Source organism: Aporhodopirellula sallentina SM41 (assembly GCF_000346505.1).
GTDB lineage: Bacteria > Planctomycetota > Planctomycetia > Pirellulales > Pirellulaceae > Rhodopirellula > Rhodopirellula sallentina.
The window spans coordinates 1-26,336 of record NZ_ANOH01000159.1; the positions used below are offsets into that span (position 1 = coordinate 1).

General features: G+C 57.7%; 15 protein-coding genes and 2 pseudogenes. 6 read left to right on the forward strand and 11 right to left on the reverse strand.

Annotated features, from left to right (window positions below):
• The 6 genes and pseudogenes from RSSM_RS10445 to RSSM_RS10470 form a co-directional block, all read right to left on the reverse strand.
• Positions 1-508: pseudogene (locus tag RSSM_RS10445) on the reverse strand (type II secretion system protein GspD); the annotation flags it as partial.
• A 326-nt stretch (positions 509-834) separates the two neighbouring features.
• The gene (locus tag RSSM_RS10450) at positions 835-2,406 is read right to left on the reverse strand and encodes a phytoene desaturase (protein WP_044302205.1); all 1,572 of its coding nucleotides are present in this window, start codon (positions 2,404-2,406) and stop codon (positions 835-837) included.
• A 171-nt stretch (positions 2,407-2,577) separates the two neighbouring features.
• The gene (locus tag RSSM_RS31620) at positions 2,578-4,167 is read right to left on the reverse strand and encodes a glycoside hydrolase family 5 protein (RefSeq protein WP_201767196.1); all 1,590 of its coding nucleotides are present in this window, start codon (positions 4,165-4,167) and stop codon (positions 2,578-2,580) included.
• Between the two features lie 411 nt (positions 4,168-4,578).
• Positions 4,579-6,594: a S46 family peptidase gene (locus RSSM_RS10460; protein ID WP_085979995.1), complete on the reverse strand. Its 2,016-nt coding sequence runs from the start codon at positions 6,592-6,594 to the stop codon at positions 4,579-4,581.
• A 716-nt stretch (positions 6,595-7,310) separates the two neighbouring features.
• Complete coding sequence (locus tag RSSM_RS10465) at positions 7,311-8,261, reverse strand: hypothetical protein (protein WP_008677740.1); 951 nt, start codon at positions 8,259-8,261, stop codon at positions 7,311-7,313.
• Positions 8,262-8,310: 49 nt separating this feature from the next.
• On the reverse strand, positions 8,311-10,506 hold the full coding sequence (locus RSSM_RS10470; RefSeq protein ID WP_044302208.1) for a sulfatase-like hydrolase/transferase: 2,196 nt from the start codon (positions 10,504-10,506) through the stop codon (positions 8,311-8,313).
• Between the two features lie 321 nt (positions 10,507-10,827).
• Between RSSM_RS10470 and RSSM_RS10475 the strand changes: the two genes are divergently transcribed.
• Both RSSM_RS10475 and RSSM_RS10480 read left to right on the forward strand, forming a co-directional pair.
• Positions 10,828-12,156 (forward strand): Gfo/Idh/MocA family protein, encoded by a 1,329-nt coding sequence (locus RSSM_RS10475; protein ID WP_008677745.1) that lies wholly within the window; start codon positions 10,828-10,830, stop codon positions 12,154-12,156.
• A gap of 39 nt (positions 12,157-12,195) precedes the next feature.
• Positions 12,196-13,365: a leucine-rich repeat domain-containing protein gene (locus RSSM_RS10480; RefSeq protein ID WP_008677747.1), complete on the forward strand. Its 1,170-nt coding sequence runs from the start codon at positions 12,196-12,198 to the stop codon at positions 13,363-13,365.
• A gap of 542 nt (positions 13,366-13,907) precedes the next feature.
• On the opposite strand, the gene RSSM_RS10485 is transcribed toward RSSM_RS10480, so the two are convergent.
• The 3 genes from RSSM_RS10485 to RSSM_RS10495 form a co-directional block, all read right to left on the reverse strand.
• Positions 13,908-14,648: a hypothetical protein gene (locus RSSM_RS10485; RefSeq protein ID WP_008677748.1), complete on the reverse strand. Its 741-nt coding sequence runs from the start codon at positions 14,646-14,648 to the stop codon at positions 13,908-13,910.
• A gap of 220 nt (positions 14,649-14,868) precedes the next feature.
• Positions 14,869-15,555, reverse strand: a complete 687-nt coding sequence (locus RSSM_RS10490; protein WP_008677750.1) for a hypothetical protein — start codon at positions 15,553-15,555, stop codon at positions 14,869-14,871.
• Between the two features lie 71 nt (positions 15,556-15,626).
• Positions 15,627-17,432, reverse strand: a complete 1,806-nt coding sequence (locus RSSM_RS10495; RefSeq protein WP_044302216.1) for a TolC family protein — start codon at positions 17,430-17,432, stop codon at positions 15,627-15,629.
• Between the two features lie 367 nt (positions 17,433-17,799).
• Here RSSM_RS10495 and RSSM_RS10500 point away from each other — a divergent pair, with 367 nt between their 5' ends.
• The 4 genes from RSSM_RS10500 (at position 17,800) to RSSM_RS10515 (ending at position 24,914) form a co-directional block, all read left to right on the forward strand.
• Positions 17,800-19,233 carry an efflux RND transporter periplasmic adaptor subunit gene (locus RSSM_RS10500; protein ID WP_008677757.1) on the forward strand — a complete coding sequence of 478 codons (1,434 nt, stop codon included), beginning with the start codon at positions 17,800-17,802 and terminating at the stop codon, positions 19,231-19,233.
• 11 nt (positions 19,234-19,244) lie between these two features.
• Positions 19,245-20,336, forward strand: coding sequence for an HlyD family secretion protein (locus RSSM_RS10505; RefSeq protein ID WP_008677758.1), 1,092 nt, complete (start codon positions 19,245-19,247; stop codon positions 20,334-20,336).
• Positions 20,333-22,549, forward strand: coding sequence for an HlyD family efflux transporter periplasmic adaptor subunit (locus tag RSSM_RS10510; protein WP_008677760.1), 2,217 nt, complete (start codon positions 20,333-20,335; stop codon positions 22,547-22,549). The genes RSSM_RS10505 and RSSM_RS10510 overlap by 4 nt, the downstream gene beginning before the upstream one ends.
• 259 nt (positions 22,550-22,808) lie before the next feature.
• A complete protein-coding gene (locus RSSM_RS10515; RefSeq protein WP_008677762.1) occupies positions 22,809-24,914 on the forward strand; it encodes an alpha/beta hydrolase-fold protein in 2,106 nt (701 codons plus the stop codon).
• Positions 24,915-25,103: 189 nt separating this feature from the next.
• Here the strand turns inward: RSSM_RS10515 and RSSM_RS10520 are convergent, their stop codons facing one another.
• Both RSSM_RS10520 and RSSM_RS10525 read right to left on the reverse strand, forming a co-directional pair.
• The gene (locus RSSM_RS10520) at positions 25,104-25,850 is read right to left on the reverse strand and encodes a hypothetical protein (protein WP_008677765.1); all 747 of its coding nucleotides are present in this window, start codon (positions 25,848-25,850) and stop codon (positions 25,104-25,106) included.
• Between the two features lie 237 nt (positions 25,851-26,087).
• Positions 26,088-26,336 (reverse strand): annotated as a pseudogene (locus tag RSSM_RS10525) (molybdopterin molybdotransferase MoeA); the annotation flags it as partial.

Sequence of the window (26,336 nt, forward strand, 5' to 3'; positions counted from 1 at the left end):
GGCGAGCGTGGGCGAGACCCAACGGCATCAGGACTTTCTCGATCGCTTGATCGACCGTCAGGTTTCGAACCTGGGCGTTGACGATCCCGCCGACGTTGTCATCCATCACCAAGTCGAGTTCCGCTTCGGTGGCGAGCATCATCAAGACTTCGCGAACGTCCGTTTCAATGTACTCTTCATCGATCCGGATTTCGTCGTCGGAGAACTCGTCCCCGATATGAACAACGGCGGGATAATTGGACGGCCCGACTACCCCGGAACCGTACGCCACATCGGGCTGATGAAACTCGTCGGCCGATTCGATCGGGCCCTCGCCTTCGATGAATTCGCCGTTTTCCCAGACGCCTTCGTCAACAATCACCTCTTCGTCGAGGATCGGCTGCACGTACTGTTCGTCACCGCCGTTGACCGCGTTGGATCGGTCCAGCGACTCCTGGATCAGGTCGTCAACCGAGATACGATGCGGCAGCGGGCGATACACGCACGCACCACTCGCAAGCAACGTCACGAGGACGAAAATCGGCAGGACACGACAAAGGGGCAAGATAGACGGTAGATATTCGAGAGTTGCGAGTCATTTTCAACGGTGTCAAACCCTTCTGCTGTGCCGACATGCAGGGCGCCCCAAACTACAGTGACGCTGATACCGATTGTGCAGCGACGGCGCCTATATGAATAATGAACAGACGCACCCTTTTGATCCGTTCACCATCAGGGAAAGTCGCCGTTTACGGGCATTTTCGAAAAGGTTGCATCCGATGTCGGCAGGTTTCGATGACCTGATTCCTCGCGAATTCAGCTCCGAGGACAAACGCGTTGGATCCTGGAACCGCGCTAAAACACCGCAGGGTCCAACGGTTTGGGTACCGTCGTCGAAGGTGGCACTCCTTTGGCGGCTTCATCAATGAACCCGGTCGAAATGCCCAAATCGTCGAGCAACAAACGCGAACTGATTCGGCTCGATTCGTAGATCACCGGCAGACCGCTGCCCGGATGGGTCCCGCCCCCAACGAGATACACGCCGTCGAGTTCGTCGAATCGGTTTTTGGGGCGCAGATGCAACATCTGGCCGAGATTGTGAGCCAAGTTGAACGTGGCCCCTTTGTAGATCGCGTATTCGTTCACCCAGTCGTCCGGCGTGATACGGTGCTCGACACGGATCCGCTCACGAACGTCCCCCAAACCGATCGCCGCGAGTTGGTCGAGCGTCTTCTCACGAAACGCGTCCGCCTGCGTCGACCAATCAATGTTCTCGCTTTGATGGGAAACCGGGACCAGCACGTACAACGTCGAACAACCCGGCGGAGCCAAACTCGGATCGGTCACACATGCGTTTTGCACGTACACCGACGGATCGGAACTGAGAACGTGGTCGACCTCGATCTCTCGCAGATTGCGGTCGTACGTTTCACTGATGTGAATGTTGTGGTGCGGCAGGTCTTCGTACATGCCCTCGATACCGAGGTACAACATGAACGTGCTGCACGAAAACCGCTTCTTTGCAATCTTCTCGTTTGTCCAACGCCGGCGATTTTCGTTGGGAATGGTCTTGGTCATCCATTCCGCGAAATCAGCGTTCACCACAATCGCATCGGCGGTGTAGCGGTCTTCGCTCGTTCGCAGCGCCGTGGCGCGGCGATTTTGGATCTCGACCGATTCGACCGGTTCGTTCAAACGAATCGTCACCCCGAGTTCCTCGGCGATCTCCGCCATCCGTTCGCTCACCCGACTGCATCCACCGATCGGGTGAAACACGCCGTGCTCATATTCGAGAAAAGACAAAATGCTAAACAGACTCGGGCAATTAAAAGGGGACATACCCAGATATTTGGCTTGGAACGCAAACGCGATTACCAAACGCGGATCGCTGAAGTAGCTTTCCAATTCCTTCCCAAGACTACGAAACGGGTGCAATTTCGCCGCCGCCCCGATCAACGAGGGACGCATCAGATCGAGCATCGAGTGGAACGGTGATTCGAGAATCGGACGAAACCGCTTCAGCTTCTCGCGGTTTTCGTCCATGTACCGGCGAAGTTGGCCGACGTCGGCTGGCGAAAACTGCGCGATCTGCCGGTCCATCTCGTCCATGTCGGGAGTGCAGTCGAGAACGCCTCCCTTTTCTCCACCGAACGTCAATCGGTACTGCGGATCGAGACGCTCCATCGGCACCTCGTCCATCAAATCACGACCGACCGAATGAAAGATTTCCGCCAGCACTCGTGGATACAAAAAGAAGGTAGGGCCGCAATCGAACCGATAGCCTTCGGTTTCAATCGCCGAGGTCCGACCGCCCACACGGTCGCGGCGTTCGAGCACGGTGACGTCGCATCCGGCGCGTGCTAACTGCATCGCCGTTGCCAACCCGCCCGGCCCCGCGCCAACGATCACAACCTTCTTTTTGTTCATAAAAATCTCAGAATCAATGTCTTCGTGACCGACGGTCCGATGACGCTCCACGCGGACGTCAACATCGCACTTACTATAAGGCCTCGGCGAGCCCATCGAACGCGACGTGCGGTTTCGCCACGCCGCCCCTCTCCAACGTCTCTGCTCAAACGAATCTTGCGGCGTCTTGGATCAATATCGCTGGAGCAGATCCAGCATTTTGCGATCAAGTTTGTGTCCCCGATACCGCTCATATTTCACGTCGGTACGTTTGCTATCGAGCACGCCAAAACTGCCACGAAAGTTCCACAACGCCCACCCAATCCCGGCTCGCTGCCAATTGGCGAGATTGTCTTCCATCCATGCGAGCGTGACATCGTGCGGCGTGCGATGATGACACCCAAACTCGCCGACGACGACCCCAGTTCGCGATGCCCCTTCGATCCAAGGTGCAACACCGACATCCCACAACCACTGCCGGTTTTCTTGCTCTGCACCGCTAAAGTAAGCATGGGAAATCCTTCCTGCCGGCGCGTCACCACGATCGGTGTGATAGGTCAGAACCGCCGGCGGTGCGGCCCAGCGATTGCGAAACGGCAGAACGGTTTCTTTCGAGCGTCCCTGCGAATCGCGATGCCCGATGCCGATTTCCGCGAGCGACACCCAATCTCCCTCGGCGTTGAAAATCTCCAACTCGCGAGTCCCCGACGGAATGGTCGTTTCGTAGTCGCGATTGTAGACCGCACGATACGACTGCCACTGCGGAAAATACTCCACCGATCGCCACTCCCCTTTGCCGGGCCCGGGCACGAACGTTTTCTCAAACACCGTCTTGCCGTCGGCACGAACAACCAACCGGCTACGAGAGGACACCGAAGCGACGCGTATTCGCAGCGGCGTGTCGTCCTGCCATTCCGACCGAATCCGCAGCGGCGTGCGAGCCTCGCGAGGAACATCGATCTTCGTCGGTGAATACAACGTCGCGTCGGCCACGACTCTCGGCCACATCGGCAACGGAAACTGTGCCGCCCCTCGCATCCAACTCGCTCGGTAGTGAGTGATCTCGATCGGAGCATAACCGCGAGTCGCCTGAGCCACCCGCAATGCTCGCATCCCGGGAACCGGTTTCTGTCCCCATTCCAATCCGTCACAGATGATTAACCGTTCGGGATCCTGCTCGCGAATCGCCTTAGCCATTTTGGCCACCACCGCGACGTACGTTTCTTCGTCAACGTCCCCGGGTTCGTTGAACAGGTTGAAACTGAGATTCCGATTCGGCACACCTTTGTAACGCTTGGCGAATTCGCTCCAGTGTTTCGCACAAACCCGCTGCGTTTCTTGGTCGACCCAAAGGCTTGTTTTCTCCGCGGGTGACGCCACCGTGAAACCCGGAGCCCGATGGAAGTTTAAACAGACATGAACCGAGTATTTTTGTCCCCACCGGACCGCATCGTCGATTTCACGCAGCACGTCTTCGTCGAACCGATTCCAGTCCCCTCCGCGACACCAAACGCGGTAGTCCATCGGCAGACGGACGAAGTTGAAACCGAAATCCGAAATCATCTCAAAGTCGGACTCAACATACGGCCCGTTACTCCACTGGAGATGAAATTTCTCGAGCAAGTTAAACCCGCGCCATCGAGGCAAACGCTCCCACGTCGGTTCCGGTAGCGACTGACCGCTCGCAACCATTTCGAGCAAAACGAAATGGCAAACAAACACGAGAGCCATCGCCCGCCGGATGACTGCAGGCGTTCGGTACGAATCGAATCGGTACGTCATAGCGATATCCTTTGGGGGTACCACCCGATGAACCGGTGGGAGTTTCGAGCAAACACCATCGCGGATCTTGGCAAAGATCCCCTTGGCCGGTTTCTGTAGCCGCATTCGCCAGAAGGTCAGGCCACCGAGGTCTGACAACATCAACTTCAGAAACGCACGGGTAGTGCGTCAAAGCTTCATTTCAGGGTAGCGAAACTCGCCAACGGGCTGTTGATTTATTTGTTTAACGGGCAGCCAAAGGCGACCTACTTGCCACTTCACGTCGCCTACGGCTACCGGTTAAACGAAAACAGGTTGACTCTTGAATAAATCGACAAACCGCCAAGAGTTTCGGGAGAACTCGTATATCACCGAACGTTTTGACGACGTTCGCGACAGCCCTTGCCCCTCATTCTTGATCGCGACGCCCCACTAGCGGCCGAGCTCGTTCGCCAGCGATTCGGTTTCGTAGATCCCCCGCAATGCTTCGCGGATGGCGACACCCGAAACGCTCACCGCGCGAGCCTGTTGATCGGTGTAAAGGTAATCGCTCGTCAGGCTCTGAATGTTGCCGTCAAAGATCAGCCCGACCAAATCGCCTTCGCGGTTGACCACCGGCGAACCACTGTTGCCACCGATAATGTCCGCCGTCGAGACAAAGTTGAGCTGCGTCGATAGATCGAGTTTGTCTTTCGCGTTCATCCAACTCTCCGGCAGATCGAAGTCATCCTGCCCGGCGTGAGCCTCCGCGTGAGCGAAAGCGCCATCGAAATCGGTCGTGGGCGAGATCTCTTTGGCGTTCTCGACGTATCCCTTCACCGTCCCGAACGCGAGACGCAGCGAGAAGGTAGCGTCCGGATAGCCGCCCGTTCCTTCCACCGCCGAGACGACCTGCGTGATCTTTGCGTAGGCCTGTTTCTCACGTTCGGACAGTTGATCACCGACGGCTCGATTGGCCCGGAACTCTGGTTCGAGAACGCGGGCGAGCCGCATCGCCGGATCATCGCTGCCGAGCACCGCGTTGAGTCCTCCTTCGATCAATTCACGCCGCACTTCGGGATCGTCCAACTTCGATTGATCGACAATTTCGGCGGCGACTTCGCGAGGCGACCTACCCGCCAAGACTTCTTGAACGAGCGGATCGCCCATGCCACGACGTTCGAGCAGCAAAGCGATCTCGTCGGCGAGTTTGACCCGCTGCAAATCGTCATACAGCGGCGCGGGACTGGTCAATCGATTCAACAGTGACTCGCGAGAAGCATCGGTGTACTCAGCGAGCCGATCCTCGTTTGGCTTTTGGTCTTCCTTGGCGAGCAACAAGATCGACATCGCCAACTGAATCAAATCGCTCCGCAGAGAAACCGACTTGGTCAACTGAGCCGCTTTCTCTTTTTGAATCTGCGCGATCTCTTGCCACGCCGAAACGAGCGGACGCAATTGCGGATTGTTATTCGCTTCGGCGATCAACCGATGCTGCCGCCCACGACGTGTTGCAATCGTTTGTGGATCTTGCAAACCGGCGAGCATTCCGGTGTACGCTTTCCGAGCGTTCTGGATACCGAACAACTCATCACGTCCGCGGCGGGAGGCTTCGTTTCCTTCGAGTTGATACTGTTGGAAAAGAATCTCTTTGCGGCGCAGGTAGTCGAGCACAAACGGCAACCGCGTATCGCGAAGATACTCGAGCGCCTCGACGGTAAAGATCCGTTGGGTGCGACCGGGATGGCCGCTGACGAAGATCAGGTCGCCGTCACTGACCGGCGTGTCGCTCCAACGCAGGAAATGTTCGATCGTTGCCGGTTTGCCGTCTTCGTAAACCCGCATCAACGTCGCGTCGAGGTTGTATCGCGGGTATTCAAAGTTATCCGCGTCGCCGCCAAAGAACGCCGCCGCCGTTTCCGGTGCCCAGACCAAACGCACGTCGGTGTACTTTTTGTATCGATAGAGGTGATACCGGGCACCGCCGAACAAGGTGACGACGTCACTGCGAAGACCGGTTTGTTCGAGCGATTCGCTTTCAATCGACGCGATCGCACCCTGGCGTTGTTTCGCCGAAACGTCTGGATTGGTTTTGTTCGTGACGGCCGCGTTGATCCGATCGGTAACGTCGACGATTTCAATCAGGACATTGAGTTCGAGGTCGGGTGCTTTGAGTTCTTCTTCGTGGGTTCGCGCCAGATAGCCGTCCTTGATCAGATTGCGATCCTCGGTGCTGAGCTTTTGCAACGTATCGCTGGCAACGTGATGGTTCGTCAGGACGAGCCCGCTCGAGGAAACAAACGATCCCGATCCGCCGGAATTAAAACGCACCGACGAAAGTCGCAACTCGTCGGCCCATTGATCCGACGGTTGGAAATCGTATTTCTGTTTCAAGAGTTCTCGCGGCAGGTCATTGAACAGGTACATGCCCTCGTCACCGAGCGTCGTCGTTGTGGTTGAGGGGATCATGGATACTGCAATCACCGAAAGAGACAGAGTGACGTGTCGAAGCAAGCCGCCGTGCATAGCATTATCTTTCACTGGTTCGAACTTTCATTGGGTCGAGGATGACGCATGTCCCGCTGTGCCTGCGGGCCGATGGTAGCATCGTTGTGTGGGGAACCGTTACGTGGGGAGCGGTTGGACGGGCCGTACCATTTCGTTTGACCCGGACCAATTCAATGGCTGAGCCGTTGAATGGTAGAACCTCGCACGCCTCGTGGCAACGCAGCAAGCATTCCGGAGCCTCACGCAGAGTGAACCAATTGACGCTAGCGCGACGGCAACGGGGCCGGTGATCGCTCCGAGCGATTCATTCGCGGAGGGTGGTCGATGACGTGCTAGAGCATTCAGAAAATGACACAGCCGACGTGGCGAGACTTCCGGGGGCCTGGCTTCTGGCCAATCCAACTGCGGGTTTGTCGATTTGATGGGCCACCCGCGGCGAACGATATGTATTGGCTCGATGCACAGGCGAGTGGTTGTGGGTGATCTCGCTAGCCGGTTTGTCGATTTAATCAAGAGTCAACCTGTTTTCGTTTAACCGGTAACCGTAGCGACGTGCAGTAGCAAGTAGGTCGCCTTTGGCTGCCCGTTAAACGAATAAATCAACAGCCCGTAGCGTAGCGGGCTAGTAAATCGACAGCCCGCTACGGGGATTCGATACGACAAATTTCGAAAGTGTGTCAGCTCATCGGACGCAGTTTTTCGAGAGGCACGTACCACCGCGTGTATCGCCCGCCGTCGCTGAATTTTTCCCCTTTGGGGTCGTTCACCAGGACAGTCGCACGTCGGGTGATTCGGTTCACGCGTCCGACTATTTTCGTTCCCCCATTGTCGAACCACACCATATCGCCGACGCGAATATTAAATTTCCGCGCCGCACGTTCCCTTTGCGTGATCAGGTCGTGCTGATAATCGGTGTGTCCAAAGAACGCTTTGGCGATCCCTTGGAACCGGGCCTGCGAACAATTACCGGCATTCCAAATCATCATTTCGATCAGGTGGGTCATTTCATGCTCGGCCACCCGCTGCATCGCTTCGAGGCGGTCGCGACACTTGCGGCCGGTTACCGTCACGGGACGGTCGACATCTTCGAATGTTTGAAACAACAGCGTCGAGGATAGAATCAACTCGAACTTCCGAGGCGCCTCTTTGCGGCCGGCAGGATAGTGCGTGACCAGTTTCCCAGCCGCACTCGTCATGCGAGAGGAAAACTTAAAGTCCAACCCTTCCGCCTTGGCCAGTGGCAACACACGCGATTCAAAGAACGCCTCGTCCATCAGATGGATCAAACGCACGAGGTCATCACGACCGACTTTCAAAAAGTTTGGTCGGTCGATCGCACGGCTGAGGGCGAGCATCTCGGCGTGAATCCGTTGCTGCTCGGACTTGATCTTTTCGAGCGAAGGTTGGTTTTGGCGAATCCAGATCGCGAGCCCCGTCAATGCCGCAGGATCGCGGGGCTGGATCGTTTTGGGTGAGGGTTTCGCCAATCCTTTTCCTGCTCGTTTACCATCCACCGGGGCGGGTTTGGCAGTTTGGCGGTAGCGTTTCGTCGTTTCCGAAACCTGCGTCGACGTGGTGGGTTGGGCCGAGGCAGAAGGCTTGCGTGAACGACGGGGAAAAGCTGCCATGTATCAAAATCCGTTCTCAGTGAAAGTCACGTCTGACGCGACGTGCATTCTATCGCGAAGAATTCCGTTCCGCTTTCGCTATGCCCCAATTACCGTCGGCCAGATCCGTCGATGAATCCCCCTTCGCATAACAGCTCAAACGCCAAGTCGGCTGCGATTGCGTTGGTTGCGACTGCGATGCCAATACCGTCATCGTAAACCGGTGGCTACCCGCTGCCAAGCGAATTCGGGTCGAGCGTGTTTTCGACGCGTCATGTCCGAAATCATTGTCGACCAAAATCGCGTCATGCACTCGCACGAACGCAGGTGTCGCGGATTGGAATTCGAATCGATACTCGCCATCCTTGGGCACGTTGAGATACCCGATGTATCGATCAACGCCACCAAACGATGACATGGCCCGCTTCGCAGAATCCAAGTGTTTCGAAACATCCAACGCGTCCGGCACTTCGCGGATGATTTCGTGAACGATGTTTTCCTGAGGCAATGTGTCGAAATCAGGAACGTATTCGAACTGACCTTTTGCGAACGAACGAAACAGACCGGGGCTCATCGTTTGAGCCGGCAATGACGGAACAAGCTCGCCGTCGTAGGGCCGCGGCGCGGTTTCGTTGACCCGACGCATTCGCAGCACGCGTTGCTGCATCTCCTGTTGCAACGTTTCGAACTTCGGCGAGGTGCCAGCGAGGTTCCGCGTCTCGCTGATATCGTTTTCGAGATCATAGATTTCGAACGGCGCCTCCGGGTCGGTGATGTTCACGCGAACGCCCTTGTAACCCTTGTGCATCAAGACCTGCATCTGACCGCGTTTGAGTTTGCGTTTGCGTTTTTCGAAGTCGTCATAAATCTGCGTTGCCCCGCCGACGGAATACTCCACATAGACATCACTCTGACGTCGGTCGCCTTTCCCGGTCATCGACTTCACCAACGAAACGCCGTCGCAAACGGCGGGCGGATGAGTGCCGGCGATCTCCGCGAACGTCGCCATCCAGTCATGGAACTGGCTCGGCGTTTGGTCGACCGTTCCCGGTGGAATTCGCGAAGGCCACCACGCCAGCGTCGGCACGCGGATGCCGCCTTCCCACGTGTCGCGTTTGGTACCATCGAACGGACCGTACGATTGAAACGACTGCGGGGTGTAGTTGACTCCGTCGAGATACGACTCGTGATGCGGCCCGTTGTCGCTCGAAAAAACAACCAACGTGTTTTGATCAATCTTCAAATCACGAAGCGTTTGCAACAGATCACCGACACAATCGTCGATACGTTTGACCATCGTCGCAAACCGTTCTTCCACATCGGTCCATCCGTTGCCGGTGAATTCGGGATACCGAAACGAGTCAATCGTTCCACGCGCGGTATTGATCATCTCCCCATCTTTCCCGCCCCACTGGATTCCGCCTTCGAGACCGCGGCCCGACGGATACGCCATTGTCGGCACCTGCAACGCCGCGTGAGGCGTGTCGTAGGCGAGGTACAAAAAGAACGGTTGAGATGCGGTGTCACGTGCCTTCGCGGTGATCCACTTTTTCGCGTATGCGGTAAACAGATCCGTCGTATAACAACGCTCGAGTTGCTGTGAGATTTCCTGATCGTTATGCCAGAACTCTTTCGGGGTTCGGTGTCCTTCCGAGTTCCCGAGCGGCCAACTCGCCGCCGGGTAGTGCAAATGCCCGTCGGCGTGACGAACGTACCCGAAGAAGTCATCGAACCCTCGCTTGGTCGGATAGGCCGACCAATGCTCTGCCGGATCATCAACGGTGATCGCGACGTTTTGTCTGCCGCGTTTCTTGTTGCCTTTGAGTTTTCCCTGCAGACCATACTTCCCGATCAACCCTGTGGAATAACCGGCACCTTTCATCACGGTGGCGAGGGTGTGATTATTCGGCAGTGCTTTGTCAAATTGATTGTCACGCACACCGCAGTGACCTTGATGAACGCCGAGCAACAGCGACGCACGGCTCGGTGCACAAACCGGTGCGGGACAGTAGTGATTTCGAAGCTGCGCGCCTTGTTGGGCCATCGCGTCGAGCGACGGGGTTGAGAACTTTTTCGAATGAGTGGACTCGTTCTGGTAAAGGACGCCGAGATCGCCCCAGCCCAAGTCATCACACAGGATAAAAATGACGTTGGGCGGAACGTCAGAGTCGTTCGTCGCCGCCCGCAACGGCGAGTGGCTCATGACGGATGCGACGACGGAGGCGACAAACAATGTCGTGGTGTTCAACACAGAAAAGCGGTGCATGTTCGCTCGGAGGGTAGATTCGGGGGCGGGAATGGGGCGGGTGGGGAGCTGATGGCTCAAATTTTTTCGCAGAAGTTTTTCGCGGAAGTTCGAGAGTTTACCCGCGACTTTATGCGGGTATCGTCGCCGCTGAAAAGGCCTGCGCAAAAAATCAATAGAGGGAGTATACCTGAATCGATCCGAGTGGGGTTGGTGGCTTTCGCGTCGAACGTTCTGATGTCAAAACGTTGGTATTCGTCCTTCCGTTTTCAACGGCGGGTTATACTGAACGCCCCTCCTGTCCGACTCCCCACGTTCCTCCCTCCCAAGGTGTCGACTCCAGTGCCTACCGATTCGAATTTCAACGAAGCTGTTTCTGCTCGCCCTAACCGCCGGAATGTTCTGCGTGCGATTACCGGTGCCGCGATGGCCGCCGGTGTTCACGGCAGCCTGCCCGCTGCCGCGTCCAATTCTCCCAATGAAAAACTGAAAGTCTTGATCGTTGGGACGGCAAACCGTGCCGCCGCCAACATCGCGGGCGTTCAATCCCAAGACATCGTCGGCCTGTGCGACGTCGACCAGAATTACCTCGAACGTGTCTCGGCGACCTTCCCCGGTGCAACCAAGTATCGCGACTACCGCGAGATGATCAGCAGCGAAGCCGATAAAGCCGACGCGATCGTGGTCTCAACCGCAGACCACCATCACGCACCGGCAACCATCCGTGCGATCCGAGCGGGTCTGCATTGCTACTGCGAGAAACCGCTCACGCACACGATCGAGGAAGCACGCATCATCGCGACGGCGGCCAAGAAAGCGGGCGTTGTCACGCAAATGGGGACACAAATTCATGCTGAGGACAATTATCGACGTGTCGTTGAAATCGTTCAGTCCGGTGCGATCGGTGACGTCAACGAAGTGCACGTGTGGGTCGGAAAAGGATGGGGTGGCGGCGAATTGCCCGAGAAAGCCGATCCGCCACCGGCACACCTCGATTGGGACCTGTGGCTCGGCCCCGCTCCGGAGCGTCCGTATGCGGCCGGGCGTTATCACCCGGCCCAATGGCGTCGTTGGTGGCAGTTCGGCCAAGGCACGCTCGGCGACATGGGATGCCACTACATGGACCTGCCGTTCTGGGCGCTCAAACTGCGGCACCCGATCTCATGCGAAGCCGAAGGCCCCGAGGTTCATCCCGAAACCTGTCCACTCGGTCTGACGGTTCGCTACAAATTCCCGTCGCGCGACGAAATGCCTCCGGTGGACCTGACCTGGTACGACGGTTCGATGACGCCCAAGAAAGTCGCCGGCCAACGCGTCCCGGGCAGCGGCGTGATGTTCGTCGGCAGTGAAGGAAGCCTGTTCGCGAGCTACACCAATTACAAACTGTTCCCGAAAGAGAAGTTCGCCGACTTCACTCCTCCCGAAGAAACCATCCCGAATTCGATCGGCCACTACGCCGAATGGATCAAAGCCTGCAAGGAAGGCACGCCGACGACGTGCAACTTCGACTACTCGGGTGCTCTGAGCGAATCGGTCTTGCTCGGAAACGTCGCCTTCCGCACCGGCAAAAAACTGGACTGGGACGGCGAAAACCTCCGAGCCACCAACTGCCCCGAGGCCGACGCGTTCTTGCGAAAAGAATACCGTGAAGGTTGGGAAGTTACCGCTTAACGAATCCCGAGATACCGTTTCCTGTCACCTTTCTTAACAATGAGTATCCTGTTGCGACGTTTCATCACCGTTCCCGCCTGTTTGTTTTTCCTGCTGGCGTTCGTAGTTGTGGGGTGCAGTTCACGGACTCCCGATTCCGAAGCCTCGCCTAACGCGGGCGAAACAACTTCCGGTGCCCCTGACGAAACGACCTCAGGAACCGTCGCCGCGCCACTCCCGACGGACCCGTCCGATGCGGTCGCGGCGATCGAAGCGGTGACGACGAAGATGCGACGTGACGGAAACGGCCTGATCATCGAAGTCGACTTCCGCGGAAACGAAGTAACCGACGCGGCACTGGAGCCACTGAGCCAACTGCCGCGTCTGCGTTCCGTCCTGCTCGGCGGGACGAAGATCTCCGACGACAGCCTCAAACCGATCGGACAAATCGCGACCCTCGAAAACCTCGACCTTCGTGATTGCCCAATCGGCGATGCGGGTTTGGAACACCTGACCGGTTTAACCAAACTCAAGGCGCTGCGTCTTTCGGGCAAGAGCGGTGATTGCGAAGTCAGCGACGACGGGATGGAATCGGTCGCCAAACTGCCCAGCCTCAAGGTGCTCGCGATCGATTTCCTGTGGGTCAGTGAAGACGGCCTGAGCCTGATCACGGGCCTTTCCAATCTGCAGGAACTTTATATGGCGGGCACGACGATCGGTGATGACGCGATCGATGTGATCTCGGCGTTCCCCAAACTGAAGAAACTCCGCGTGGCCGGGACGGGTATCGGTGCCGATGGTCTACAGCACCTTCCCAAGTTGACCGGTTTGGAGGAGTTGGACATGAGTGAATGTTCGCAGATTTTGGACGATGCGATGGCACCGATCGCGGAGATGAAGTCGTTGAAAAAGCTCAACATGTGGCGGCTGAACCTGTCAGACCAAGGAGTCGAACCGCTGCAGGGATTGACTCAGTTGCAATGGCTCAACCTCGATAACACACGATTAACCGACGCGGGAATGCCCTACCTGAGTAACCTCACGAACCTGACCTTCCTGCATCTCGGATCAACGCTGATCACCGACGCGGGTTTAGCACACCTCGAAGGCTTGAAGTCGCTCAAAGATCTCAAAGTCACCCGCACTGCTGTCACCCAAACCGGTGTCGATAACCTCAAAGCCAAACTTCCCAACACCGAGATTCAACTGAAATACATCGCCGGTCAGTAGCAACCGGCCGAGGGCATAAAAATCGGCTACACGCTAAAGGTGAGCCGAACGGCCGTAAGGCCTCGGGTGGAAACGCCAAGCTAGCATCCAAACCCAACACGCCCAAAACCCGAGTGCTCACGCACTTCGGCTCACGGATCTGGTTACGTCGGCCATGCTCCGCACGACACCACCGCGCAAATTCCAAAACGCTAGGCATCTCCGGTCGCCGAAAAGGCTGTACTCCAACGACTCCCCTCTCGTTCTGCAAAGGTGAGCCGAACGGCCGTAAGGCCTCGGGTGGAAACGCCAAACAAGCATCCAAACTCAACACGACCAAAACCCGAGTGCTCACGCACTTCGGCTCACGGATCTGGTTACGTCGGCCATGCTCCGCACGACACCACCGTGCAAATTCCAAAACGTCAGGCATCTCCGGTCGCCGAAAGGCTGTACTCCAACGATTGCCCTCACGGTCTTGGAAAGACCGAACTACGTGGGGCAACACGTAGGCGAGTCTCTCCGAGACTCGCAACTCACACACCTCGCCGGCATCCCCCTTCTCAAAACCCGCCTTCCGTCTTAGCGGCTTTGATCTCTTGGCGTAGGATCGTGGACATGTCGACTCGTGGGAAACGCTTGTCTTCGATCTCGCATCGCTCGGCGAGCAATCGGGCGCGGTCGATCACGTCATCGACTTGCTCGCGTGTCATATTGCTCTTGAGTGAACGACTCCCCGTGGCGTTGTCGATCACCACAACCGGTTCGAGCACATCAACCACATCAAACACGGTGGCTTGGCTCATCTGTACCGCCTTTCGCACTCGCGATAGCTGAGTCAAACCGGTTTCCTTCTCGTCGCCTTCGTAGTTCTTCTCGATGTACGACTGAACCGCGTCGAGTTCGCCCCAGTGCGGGATCGGCAATCGGACCAACCGCTGCATCACGGCGGCGGCTGTGGCGGGCGGGTAGTCCGGCGCGCTCATCTCTTTGATCAACGATTCGAACTGATCGATGACTTCTTCTTTGTCCTCCGGTTCGAGCAAACTCTGCTCGATCATTGGCACAAACCCTTCGAGGGTCCGGACCGCGATTTCCGCTCGCTTGTTGAACAGAATCCAGGTGGTGACGCCGCAGAGGATCGCAGCCACCATGCCCATCAACAGCGTTCCGGCGACGACTGCGGGAAAACAGCCCGGCCCTTCATCCTGATCGCTCGTTGATGTCGCTTCGACCGTTTGATCCGGCGACGTCTCCTCATCGGAAGGTTGAGCTTTGTCAAAATCGTTGGAGTTATCGGACATCGATCAATGTGTGCCAGGAACGGTGGTGTCAGAAGAAATGAAAGCGGATAGCGAGCCAGGAATCCACGTGACGGGGCAACGGCCCATCGGATAACTCCGTCGCCAAGATCATCGGACGGGTTCGCGACTTCTCGCTTGGGACACAGTTTAGCCCTTTGGACAGGATAGCGGCATGCCCACCGTGACCGACAAGTAGTTGCGACGTACGATCGCGGGACCTTTAAATATCGAGCTCGTCGAGCTGGTCGACTAACCGGTCCAACGCGTCACCGCTTTCCTGTGATGAATCACGTGCAACGGGTTTCGACGCCGGGAGCGGTGATGATTTCGCTGGGGGCGCGTCTACTGGCTTGCTGTCCGGCTCCTGTATTGAAACCGGCGATGGCTCGGACGTGTTCGGCGTGGGAGAAGACGCCTCCGGTTTCGCCAAACCCATCGCTCCGCCTGCGATTTGAAACGTCGGGACCTGCAGCGTCTTCAACAGCTTGACGAGCGAATCCAACACCGCGGTTGCGGATGGCTTTTCTCGCATGTCGAAGAAATACATCCTACCGGGAGCTCGATCCCCGTTTGAAAGCGGCCGGTCGGAAGCCCCCGCGGAAGCCCCCGCCGAGCTCGCGTCGGGATCGTCTGCGTGCGGACGCCGCAGCATCGGCCGGCCGGCTCGGTCCAAATCCGCGAGCACTTTTTCCGGCGCGTCCCACGCCAAACAGGCCGCGTGCCCGCCGATCGATTCCAACGCGAGCATCTCGGTCGACTCTTCTCCGGCAACCGGCAAACGTTCGAGCAGCGTCACGTCGAGCCCGGGGCGGCCGAGCACGTGACCGATCAAATCATCGCAGTGACCGTGCCACGCCGAACCGGCACCGGTGGGACGGAGAATGAGAACGTTGAGCCGGACGGCCATACGGGAATCTTTGCAAATGAGGGTCAAACGGGCACGCAAGTCTTGGCGATCCCGGCCCGTGTTTCAAGCGGTCACCCGCCCGCGACCATGATTTGCGTGTTCTCGAGCAACGTCCCGGTTTCGTATTGCACGTTCTTGATCGCGACCATGTACTCGGTCACGGCGAGGTAATACCGCGTCTGCGATTCGCTGAGCCGACGCTGCGAATCGAGCAACTGTTCGAGGCTGATCGGCAGCCCAGCCTCGCGGTTCGCCTCCAACGCGTCGAGCGCGTCTTTGGCGGCGAGGTAGCGATTCAGGCTCGTTTCCGCCAACGCATACGCCCGATCCGCTTCGGCGATGACGGCCAGCAAATCGTGGATGATTTGGCGTTGTTGCTCATCCAACACCGCCCGGTCACGTGCGATTTGAAGCTTCGCGTTTTGAACCGCCGCGTGAGCTTGGCGGAAACCAACCGGCATCCGGAATTCCAACGCAGCTTCGTATTCTTGAAAATCCATATCGGCGATTTCGTCGAACGCCGAATCGGAACCCGTCAGGTCTTTGCCGAGTCCGCGAAGTCGATACGTTGAAATCAGATCGAGCGTCGGCAGCAAAAAGTTCTTCGCGGCGAGCAATTCCATCTCGCGGCGTTTGATCAGCAATCGTTGCTGTTGCAGTTCAGCCCGCATCCGGATCGCTTCGGCGGTCAACGATTCCGTATCAAAAACCATCGGCGCGGTGATCGGTTCGTCGACCGGTCGCAACAGGATGCCTTCGCTGACGGGCATGCCGATCAACAGACGCAACCGTCGCTCGGTCGCCAACACACCGCCGATGCCGGCAAACGTTCCGCCGGAAGACGCGTTGTTGACTTGCGTGCGTCCGACCAACTTGCCTGCCACAGCGTCTTGGTATTCCGATTTGAAACGGTAGTACTGTTCGCGTGCGAGCGCCTCCGCGGAACCGCCGCGCCGGTTGGATGTCTTTTGTGCCTCGTAACTGCGCCATGTCAAACGGCTCCGTTCGAGAGCCTCGGCGCGAGCGTCCGCGTCACGGTAGGCGTACGCGAGATCCCAGTACGCATTGATCACGTTGCTGACATAGTTTCGCGCGTCACGGCGAAACTCGGCTACCGAGATGTCGTTGTTTGTTTTGGCGATCAACACGCCGTTGTAGACACCCGGCAATGCCGCCGGGCCGCCGATGCGGTTGAACGTCAAACCGCCTCCACGCAGCAACGGTTGCCGCAACTCAGCGTGCCACTGCGTTTGCCACGCGCTCGGCGTTTCGTTGCCGGTCGCGTTGTTGGCGTCGTAGTCGGTGATACTGCGGATCGCAAACTCGGCGCCGGTCGCGGTGCGTTTGGTTGTTTGAAAGACGTAATCGTGCAGGTCTTGTTGGAACGAGTTCGCCCCACCACCGAAGAACCGGTTGTTGAACTGGCGATCGTTGTTTTGCCATTTACCCATCGCGTACATTTGGGCATCGAACGCAGACAAGGCCGCCTCGATCCCTGCTTGCGGATCGGTCTGCACGAGTGACAAGGTTTGCTGAGTTGTCAGTTGCTCGGGTGCCCGCAGCACCGTCCCGCCGAGATCGCGCAGTACCTCGGAGTTCGAAAGAGCGATGCGGATCGTATCTGCGAGCGTGAGATCAAAGTACTCTGCGTTCTCGAGCGAATCGGCGTCGCGGATCGTGATCGGCGGCAGCGGCGCGGTTTCGGCTGCCGTGATCTGTTCCATCTCGGACGGCGGCGCTCCGGCGTCGACTTGCTTCATGATGGCGTCGATACGGGTCGTATCGTTGCCGACGGTTTCGGGAATCGCACGGCTCGCGCGACATCCCAACACGCCGGAAAACACCGACAAAATTCCGCCTGTCACCAACGACCACATCACGATCGAAAACAGTCCCCAATGCGCGGTCGAACCGCCCGTCCGTCTTCGCGACTTTTTCGATCGCGAGACCGCACCGCCAGCGATCGCGACCTGCGGTTGCGGCACACTGACATCGCGCAGCGACTCCCCAAACGCTGGAAACGCGTCTGGCGTGGGATCGCGGTCAGTCCTGTTGGGTGTGTTCAATTTTCTGGTGCAGAGCGAGCGCCGGCTTAGCGGAGTAATCCGCATTCTCGTCTCTATTCGACGAATCGACACAATTCGATCCAGTCAAATCGTTACGAAACGTTGTGCGGGCCTGTTTCACACCGTGAAACTGAAATGGACGACGCGAATCGGGAACCTTCCCGGCTAGAATGCGTGCATGGACCGTCCCTCCTCTGCGCCCGATCCACAGCGACAGATCGGTATCTTTGAACTGCAACGTCTCCGGCGAACCGATTTGTTCGCCGATCCGGTCGTGCGCGCCCGAGCGTTGTGCTGCGAAATCGCGGAGTTGGGAAACGTCGATCGCGTCAGCTTTCTGATCACGCAGACCTCTCCCCCACAATTGATCGCGACGTCAACGACCGTCGATCTGGACGAACGGTCACGCGAAGTGATCCGGCTGCGGGAACTCGCCGCTCGCGCAGGAAACGACTCAGAATTGCAACAGTCCGAAAACGATCACGGTTCGCCGCAGTGCGTCGATGAGTTCGTCGCCCCGATTCGCGCCCACGGCAGCGACGATGTGGACGCCGTCGTCGTTCTGCAACGTTTCGCCCCGCAATCCCAATCGCTCTCGGACACCATCACCCCCGTCCTGCCTCAGTTGGAAGCCGCTTCTGCGGAGATCGCGAACGCCTGGGCAGCCTCTCCACATCCTTCGTCGGGATCACTGTCGCGTCGTTGGAAACAACTCGGCCGCGGCAAACGTGTTGCCTTGGCAGCGTTCGTGGCGATCGCCGTCGCTTGCATACTAATGATCCCTGTTCCTTTTCACTTGCCGGTGGAGGGGCGGATCGAACCGGCGATTTCGCGAGGGGTGTTTGCTCCCGTTTCGGGAACGATGATCGAAATGGCGGTCACGGACGGCGAATTGATCCGTGCCGGCGATCTACTCGCGACACTCAGCAGCGCCGACGTGCAACTGCAGTACGAACGGTTGGCCGGGGAACTCGCCTCCGCGGAAACCGAACTCGCCACCCTCCGGCTCAACCAGTCCGACTCGGGAAGCTCAACGGGTTCGGATTTTCGTAACGGGGCCGGCACGCTCGACCCGCGAAATCGATCGGCACGTCAGGTGGTTTTACGAACCCGAATCGAATCGCTCCGGGAACAACACGCGTTGATCAGTGACGTCAAAGAGTCGCTCTCGATACGCTCGCCGATCAATGGGCGGGTAACGATGCGAGATGAACAGGCGGAACTGCAAGGACAGAACGTCCGCCAAGGTCAATGGTTGATGCAGGTCATCGATCTCAACGGCGGCTTTCACGCGGTCATGGACCTGCCGGACGATGACGTCGGCTATCTCGACGCAGCGATATCAAACGACGCCCCGATCCGCGCGTCCTTTCGTTTGCGGTCATCGCCCGAGCGGGAATTTGAGGCAGAGTTCCTCTCCGCGGCCAACACCATTACAACGAACCAACATGGTAACGCTGTTTTGGAGATACGAATGCGAGTTCTCGGCGAATTGACCGACGACGTTCACCTCGGTGCTACCGTCGTCGGAGAACTGCCGGTGGGAAATCGTGCGTTCGGGTTCGTCTTGTTTCGCCCGCTGATCGAATCACTGAGGAGTTACGGATGGTAAGGGGACAGAACATGTTTGTTCGGACGGCGATCACATTTGCTGCGGTCGCAATCTTTGCATGTGCCGGGACGGGGCACGCATTCGCCGCCGAATCCGCGACAACGACGACGATCACCGACCTCGTCGTTGTGTTGATCGATGAAGCCGCCGTGACCGCATCGACCGAGGGAACCGTTCGTGAAGTCTTGGTGGCCGAAGGCGATTCGGTGGAGGCGAACGACCTCATCGTGCACCTCGACGACGCGAGAACCAAACTCGAACGCTCACTCGCTCAACGAGCGCTGCAAATCGCCGAACAACAGCGAGATGCCACCGATGCCCTCGACGCCTCTCAAGCGACCGTTGCCGAACGCGAACAATTGGTCGTCGAACACCAGGTTCGCAGCGAACTGAATCGTGAACGATCCAAAAACGACCTCAAGATTAAGGCCGCCGAGAAAGCCGAATTGGTCGCACAAAACGAATGGGCGAGGGCCAAGGATGCACGGAGCAACTTCTCCGACGCGGTTTCCCAATCGGAAATCGAATCGCTGCGTTTGGCGTTTGAACGGACGAGGTTGGAAACACTCGAAGCCAAATTCCAGCAACGGATGACCGAGATCGAAGTCAAACTCGACACGGCGATCGGAAAGTCGTTGCGGCTGAAAAAGGAGTCCGCTTTGGTTCAGCAACAGGCAGCATTGTCTGCCGAGCAAATCGACAAACTCAAAACCGAAATCGAATCGCTGCACCTCGAACTCGCCAACGAAAAACTCGAATCACATCATCTCCGCACCCCGATCGACGGCACCGTCGTGGCCACCCGTGTTCGCGTGGGAGATTGGGTACGTCCAGGACAAACGGTGGCTCGCGTGATCAACACCAAACGCCTGCGGGTCGAAGGGTTCGCGAAAGCCTCCGATGCCGAACTCATTCGCCGGTGCGATGAAATCCAAATTCTCATTTCTCAACCGGACGGTGGCGTCGCGAACATTCCCGGCGGGCGAAAGTTTGTCAGCCCGGAGATTGACGCGGTCACCGGCGAGGTGCGCTTTTGGGTTGAGTTTCAGAACAACGGCGGGATCCACCCCGGCTCCAACGCGAGGATCGAGGTTCATCGATGAGCCTGCCGCGTTTGCAACTGCGTTCTGACTTAATCACTCAACAGATTTCGCTGGGTAATCGCAGCGTTTGGGTTTTGAAAGATCCGCTATCGCACGCGTTTCATTTCTTCAGCGATTCCGAATTCGGGATCCTGCGTTCGATCCGCAGCGGCCGCTCGTTCGAGGAAATCGAGTCGAAATACCGAGGGCTGGTTGCCCCCGTCCATCTCGCTCAGTTCCTCTCGGCGGCATCTCGCATGGGGCTCGTAGAAACGAAAGACGGCGTGCCGACTTCTCGTGTGTGGAAACCACGTTTGCCATCGCGCCGACATCCGTGGTGGACGCAGCCCCTCGCGATCCGTTTGCCCGGCATCACGCCGGATCGATGGCGAGTCGGCAGAATGATCGAACGTTGGATCGGCCGCGCAGACGCTTCAGAGAAACCGCCACCCCGCGTCACGCCGACTTCCCAATGGGGCAAACTGTTTTTGTCTGCCATCCTCGGTTTGGCGTTTTGTGCTTTGCTCATTGTTGGCATGCGGATGGATGAATTCCTCGCCGATTCAGCGGGTGCGAGTTCGCGGCTCGTGCAGTCGCTCGCGAAGAGAGGCGGATTGGCGGACGGTTTCGCTCCGGGCGGTATCCTGTTGCTGTTTGCTGCCGCGTTGATCATCACCAAAGTCATTCACGAACTCGCGCACGCGGTCGCTTGTACTGCCTTGGGTGGCCGTTGCCGCGAAATCGGCGTCATGCTGTTGCTGGGAATCCCGTGTTTGTACTGTGACGTCAGTGACGTTTGGTTGATGCCCCGCCGACGCGACAGAATCTTGGTCTCGGCCGCGGGCATCCTGGCGGAATGGACCGTCGCTGCGTTGGCAACATTCGTTTGGGCGACGACGCAGCCCGGTACGCTTCACGACCTCTCGGCGTTGATCATGATGGTCGCGTCGATCAGCACGCTGATCATCAACGCCAACCCTTTGCTTCGATACGACGGCTACTACATTCTCTCCGACTTGGTCGGCATCCCCAACCTCTCGTCAGAATCTCGCGAGGCACTGCGAGCGGCAATCTCGCGACGGACACCGCAGACTTCGTCACCGATCGGAAGTACAACACAAGGGTTTCTCGTCGCGTATGCAGTTTGCAGCACAGCGTATCGCCTGTTCGTTTTCACGCTGATCTTTTGGACGTTGTTCACGTTGACGGAATCACGATTCGGCATCGGCATCGCTCTGCCGCTGATCGCCTGGCTCTCGTTCGCGATATTGGGAAATCGCATGAAAAGGCCAACACAGCAACAAACGCAGGCATCCGGCGAAACGACTAAAAGTGTCAGACATCGTCTTACCGTCCTCGCGACCGGGCTGGGTTTGGCGCTGTTTGTGCCGTTGCCACAAAGCGTTCGGGTAGGCGGAATTGTTCGCGCGACGGAGGAACGACCGATCTTCGCAACGACCACGGGACGTCTCATGACAACCGACGAGGGCGATCGTTTCGAAATCGACGATTGGCGTTTGCGTCTGCAACACGGTTCCGCGAAAGGATCGGTCGCGGAAATTCGAGCAGAACTCGCCGCCGCCCGAATCGATCGGCTTGATCGCCCAACACGTGCGTTAGTGCAGCCCATTCTGGAAGAAAAACTCGCAGCCGCCCAAGAGCAACGCGACACGATTGCGCGACGTCTCGAAGAAGCGAATCTTCCGGACGAATCTGAGTTGTCGCGTTTCGATCCGCCACCGCGTCGCATCACCCGGCGAGAACGAGTCGAACAACGTTGGGACTGGACCGGACAACCGCTGCGGATTCACAACGTGGGTGCGACAATCGAAAGTGGCACCTTGCTCGGGTATCTCGGTCACCCGAGCGACCGAGTCATCTCGTTGTACGTCGATCAGGAATCGATCGACCAGGTGCGTGTCGGGCAAACCGTCGCGTTCGGCTACCGAGGGATGCCGGCGGGAACGCTGCGGGGCACGATCGAATCGATTTCGGCCGACCCCGTTGATGATATTCCTGAAGAACTCATATCCGCAGGATGGGGCAGTCGACCAAGTGCGGTGGGGCCAGGTTCCGATCGAGAACCCGTAATGTACGAGGTCACCGCGAGCATTCTCTCTCGCGAAAAGACATCACATCCGCTGCCGCCGCGTCTGATGATACCGGCCCGAATTCATCTCCCGGCGAAATCTCTCGTCTCGAGATGGCAGCGATGGTGGTCCGACAACTTCTAGAACGCATTCAAAAATGACGTAGCTGATGTCGCCAGACTCCAGTCGTCTAAATTCAGTCCCGCTAAACTCGGCGGTCTTGATTCGGTGGTCTGAATGCAGGCAATTCCAGCTACAGGGATGGGGCACGTCATTTCTTAAATCGCTGCGGCCCCCAAATTGCTGCGGTACCGTTCGGACGCGTCGATCCCCAGGCTCCGCAGGAAGAGGTTAAAGTGGTCGCTGTTGCCTGTTCGTTCCGTGCCCCCAAGCGAGACGCATTATGCCTTTTCAAGACTCCACGCCGCATCGTGCCTTCCTAACGTTCGCCGTCATATTGTTCGGTTTGGCGACCGGTCGCTTGAACGCGTTCGATGGTGCCGAGGTGGTCAGTTACTACGGATTCGATGACTGCATCCGGTTGTACAATGACGACATCAACGTCGTGTTGTGTCCTGCAGCGGGCGGTAGAGTGCTCGAATATTCACGTGACGGAAAGAACGTCCTGAGCCTTTCACCTGAGGGCGAGGGATGGTCGTCGAGTGATCCCCAAAACGATGGTTCCGCCGAACGCCCTTTGATGGACGCGGGACGGTTCGACATCGGTCCCGAGAAATTGATCAACCGGGGAGAGGTACTGTGGTCGGGGAAATGGGATGCCGAGATCACGGGCAACCGATCGGCGCGGCTCACCAGTCAATACGATCCAAAGTCCGGCGTTCGGCTCGTCCGCGAGTTTCAGTTGCACGAAACCACTTCACAACTGCGATGCTCGCAGACGACCATCAATGAATCGAAGGAACGTGTGAACGTCTGTCATTGGGGCCGAACGTTTGCGGTCGGTGGCGGGATTGTTGTCGTGCCGCGTACGGCAAACGATCGCTTTCCGAGCGGATACGTGATGTACGAAGGAGGCCGCAACATGCAACTCCATCCCAAAGACTCCAACATCCTGGTCGATCCCAAAACCGTCGTCGTTACGGGCCCGCCGAAACACGCGAAACTCGGTTTCGATTCGCACGCGGGTTGGTTCGCTTATCTCGCGCCGGACGATCACATGTTTGTGAAGCGATTCAAGACCTTTCCGGATCGCCCCTACAACGAGATCGCGGGGCTCACGGTATCGGTGTGGTACCCCCAAAAGGATCGAGTAGAATTGGAACCGATCGGCCCCGCCGAGCTACTCAAACCGGGCAAGCGCGCGACGTTTGTCGAACAATGGTGGCTGCTCCCTTATGAGTTTCCTTCATCGACGACCTCATCATCACCGAACACCTCATCACCCGAAGAAATCAACTTGAGCGACATTCGCAAGATCGTGGCGAGACAGACGAGAGCCGCGGGGAAAGAACCTGGAACGATCATTTCTCCTGAGGTTCATGAAGATCGCCGCGTGACGTTTCGGTTCTCGGGGCTCGAGTCAAAATCGGTAAACGTGATGCTCAACCACCGTCCCACGCCGCTGAAACGGGATGCCGACGGGGTGTGGAAAGTCACCACCAAACCAATGTCGCCAGGGGTCCACGAATATGTTTTCGAGGTGGACGGCGTTCGCGTAACCGATCCTCGAAACCGGTGGTTGAAGAAATGGTTCCAGTGCGCGAGTTTGTTCGAAGTCCCCAGCGATGATCCGCTTCTGACGCAGCAAAGTGATGTGGATCACGGCGTCGTGCATCGGCATGTGTATCAATCGCAAACGACCGGCGGGCAGCGTGCCGCGGTGGTTTACACGCCGCCGAACTACGACATCAACGCGGCCGAGCCTTACCCGTTGATGGTACTCTGCCACGGACACGGCGACGACGAAACCGCGTGGACGGAGGTCGGACGGGCACATTTGATCTTCGACAACCTGATCGCTGCGGGAAAGATTACGCCGATGGTGGTCGTGATGCCCAACGGACACCCCGTCGATCTACAGCAGCACCCGTGGTCGGAAGAGTATCACATCAAAAACGCCAAGACGTTCGTCAAAGATGTCATCGAAGACGTCGTTCCGATGATCGAACGCCAATACCACGTATCCGATGATCCACAACGAAAAGCCATCACCGGTCTATCGATGGGCGGCGGGCATTCGATCATGATGGCAATGGATCATCCCAAAGAGTTCGCGTGGGTCGGTGCGTTCAGCGCCGCGGCACCGGGCGAACCGTTCGCGGAGGATCATCCTGAATGGATCCCGGCATCCGAAGGCGACCGGTCCGCTCGCAAGCTGTTCTGGATCGGATGCGGCGTCGATGACTTTCTGCTCGAACGAAACCATCAGTTCGTTGAGCAGTTGAAGCTTCATTCGATCCCGCACACTTATGTCGAAACCGCCGGCAGCCATTCATGGAACGTCTGGAGAGAGTATCTCCCGACGTTCACACAGTTGCTTTTTCGCTGAACTCCGGTGCAGAGTGTTGGCACCCGGTTTAGATCACCGAAATCTGGCAACATTGGCTACGTCGTTCTGAAAATGCTCTCGAATCGATCCGAAAACCTTGGCGAGCCGACTGACCGGCGGAAGTCCGCGCCGGTCAGTCGTGTGAACCGTGGCTAACGCCGATCGGCGGATGAGTTCACCGATCCGTTCTTAGAACTGGATTGAGAATCCGGGCAGGCTCAACCGAGTCGTTGTTCGACGCGTTGGGTACTTCACGGTGCGACGTGGCTCCACCGGGTAACGGCTCGATGCGTGAACATCGTGACGCGAAGGCTGCACGTCGTGGTGCGTCGATCCATAGAGCGTCAACTCCATCCGTTGCAGCAGCGGCAAGGCTTCGCCGGTGATCACGCGTTGCATGTGTTGGATCGCGACGAGGTCCTGCGGGCAAGCCCCGTGATATCCCTGCCGACTCAATTCGGTGTGCAGCGACAGCATCAACGACCGGGCACTGTTCATGTCCGAGGCGACGTGGGAGACCAGACTGCTCGATGCGTACCGCGAATTAGCGGCGTCGTGCAGCATCCGATGCATGTGTTCCTGCAACCGCTCGAGTTTCGAAACGGTGCCGATGATCGCGTGCGTACGCTCGTATCCGCGGCTCAACTGATAGGCATCGTCATGAAGGTGACGAGCGACATCAGCCAACTGGTCCGCGAGCCGATCGAGCTCCGCGACGCTGCACTGATGGATGGGAGCATCGTGATGCCCGCCCGAGTAACGCACCCGGTATCGGTCGTCGTGCCGGCGATCGTCGCGATGCCGATCATTGCGGTGCCGATCGAAGTCGCTGGTGAAACGCTGGTAGCTATCGAAGCGGTTGAAAACCTGCGCTTCTGCGGACGTGCAACTGAGGGTGACGACGGCGGCAGCGACGAGGGCGAAAACTCGGGTCATAGGAAACTCCGTTTGGAAAAGGTTGGTGAACGCTCTTCCTAAACGCACGAGGTGTGCCAAAACGGCAAACTTCGCAGTTTCCCCGTGTTTCACGGGTTTTATGCAATTTCGATGTGTCGTCAAAAAAGCCACATCAAATCGACACGACAACACCCCTGCGATCACAATGAACACACATGGCGTCTGTAAAACCGACTGGGAGGTGGACTGACGGAGGAGCCTCCGCAGGCGAGCCGACTACCAGGCGTAGAAGGGCCACGGGCCCTCGTGGTGGGCCCCCGGGGGCATTTCGATGAACCCGTCGCTCGCACCGAGCGAAACGAGGTCGCCCGAACCTTTGCCGACGACCAGCTCGGCGGTACCGATTCCGTTCAATCGAACCGCTCGCATCCAGTGCAACTGCAGTGTCTTTGACCCGATATCCGTGAGCGTGACCGACGGCGGGATCGGTTCCCACTGTGACAGCCCGGCGAGTTTGTCGATCAA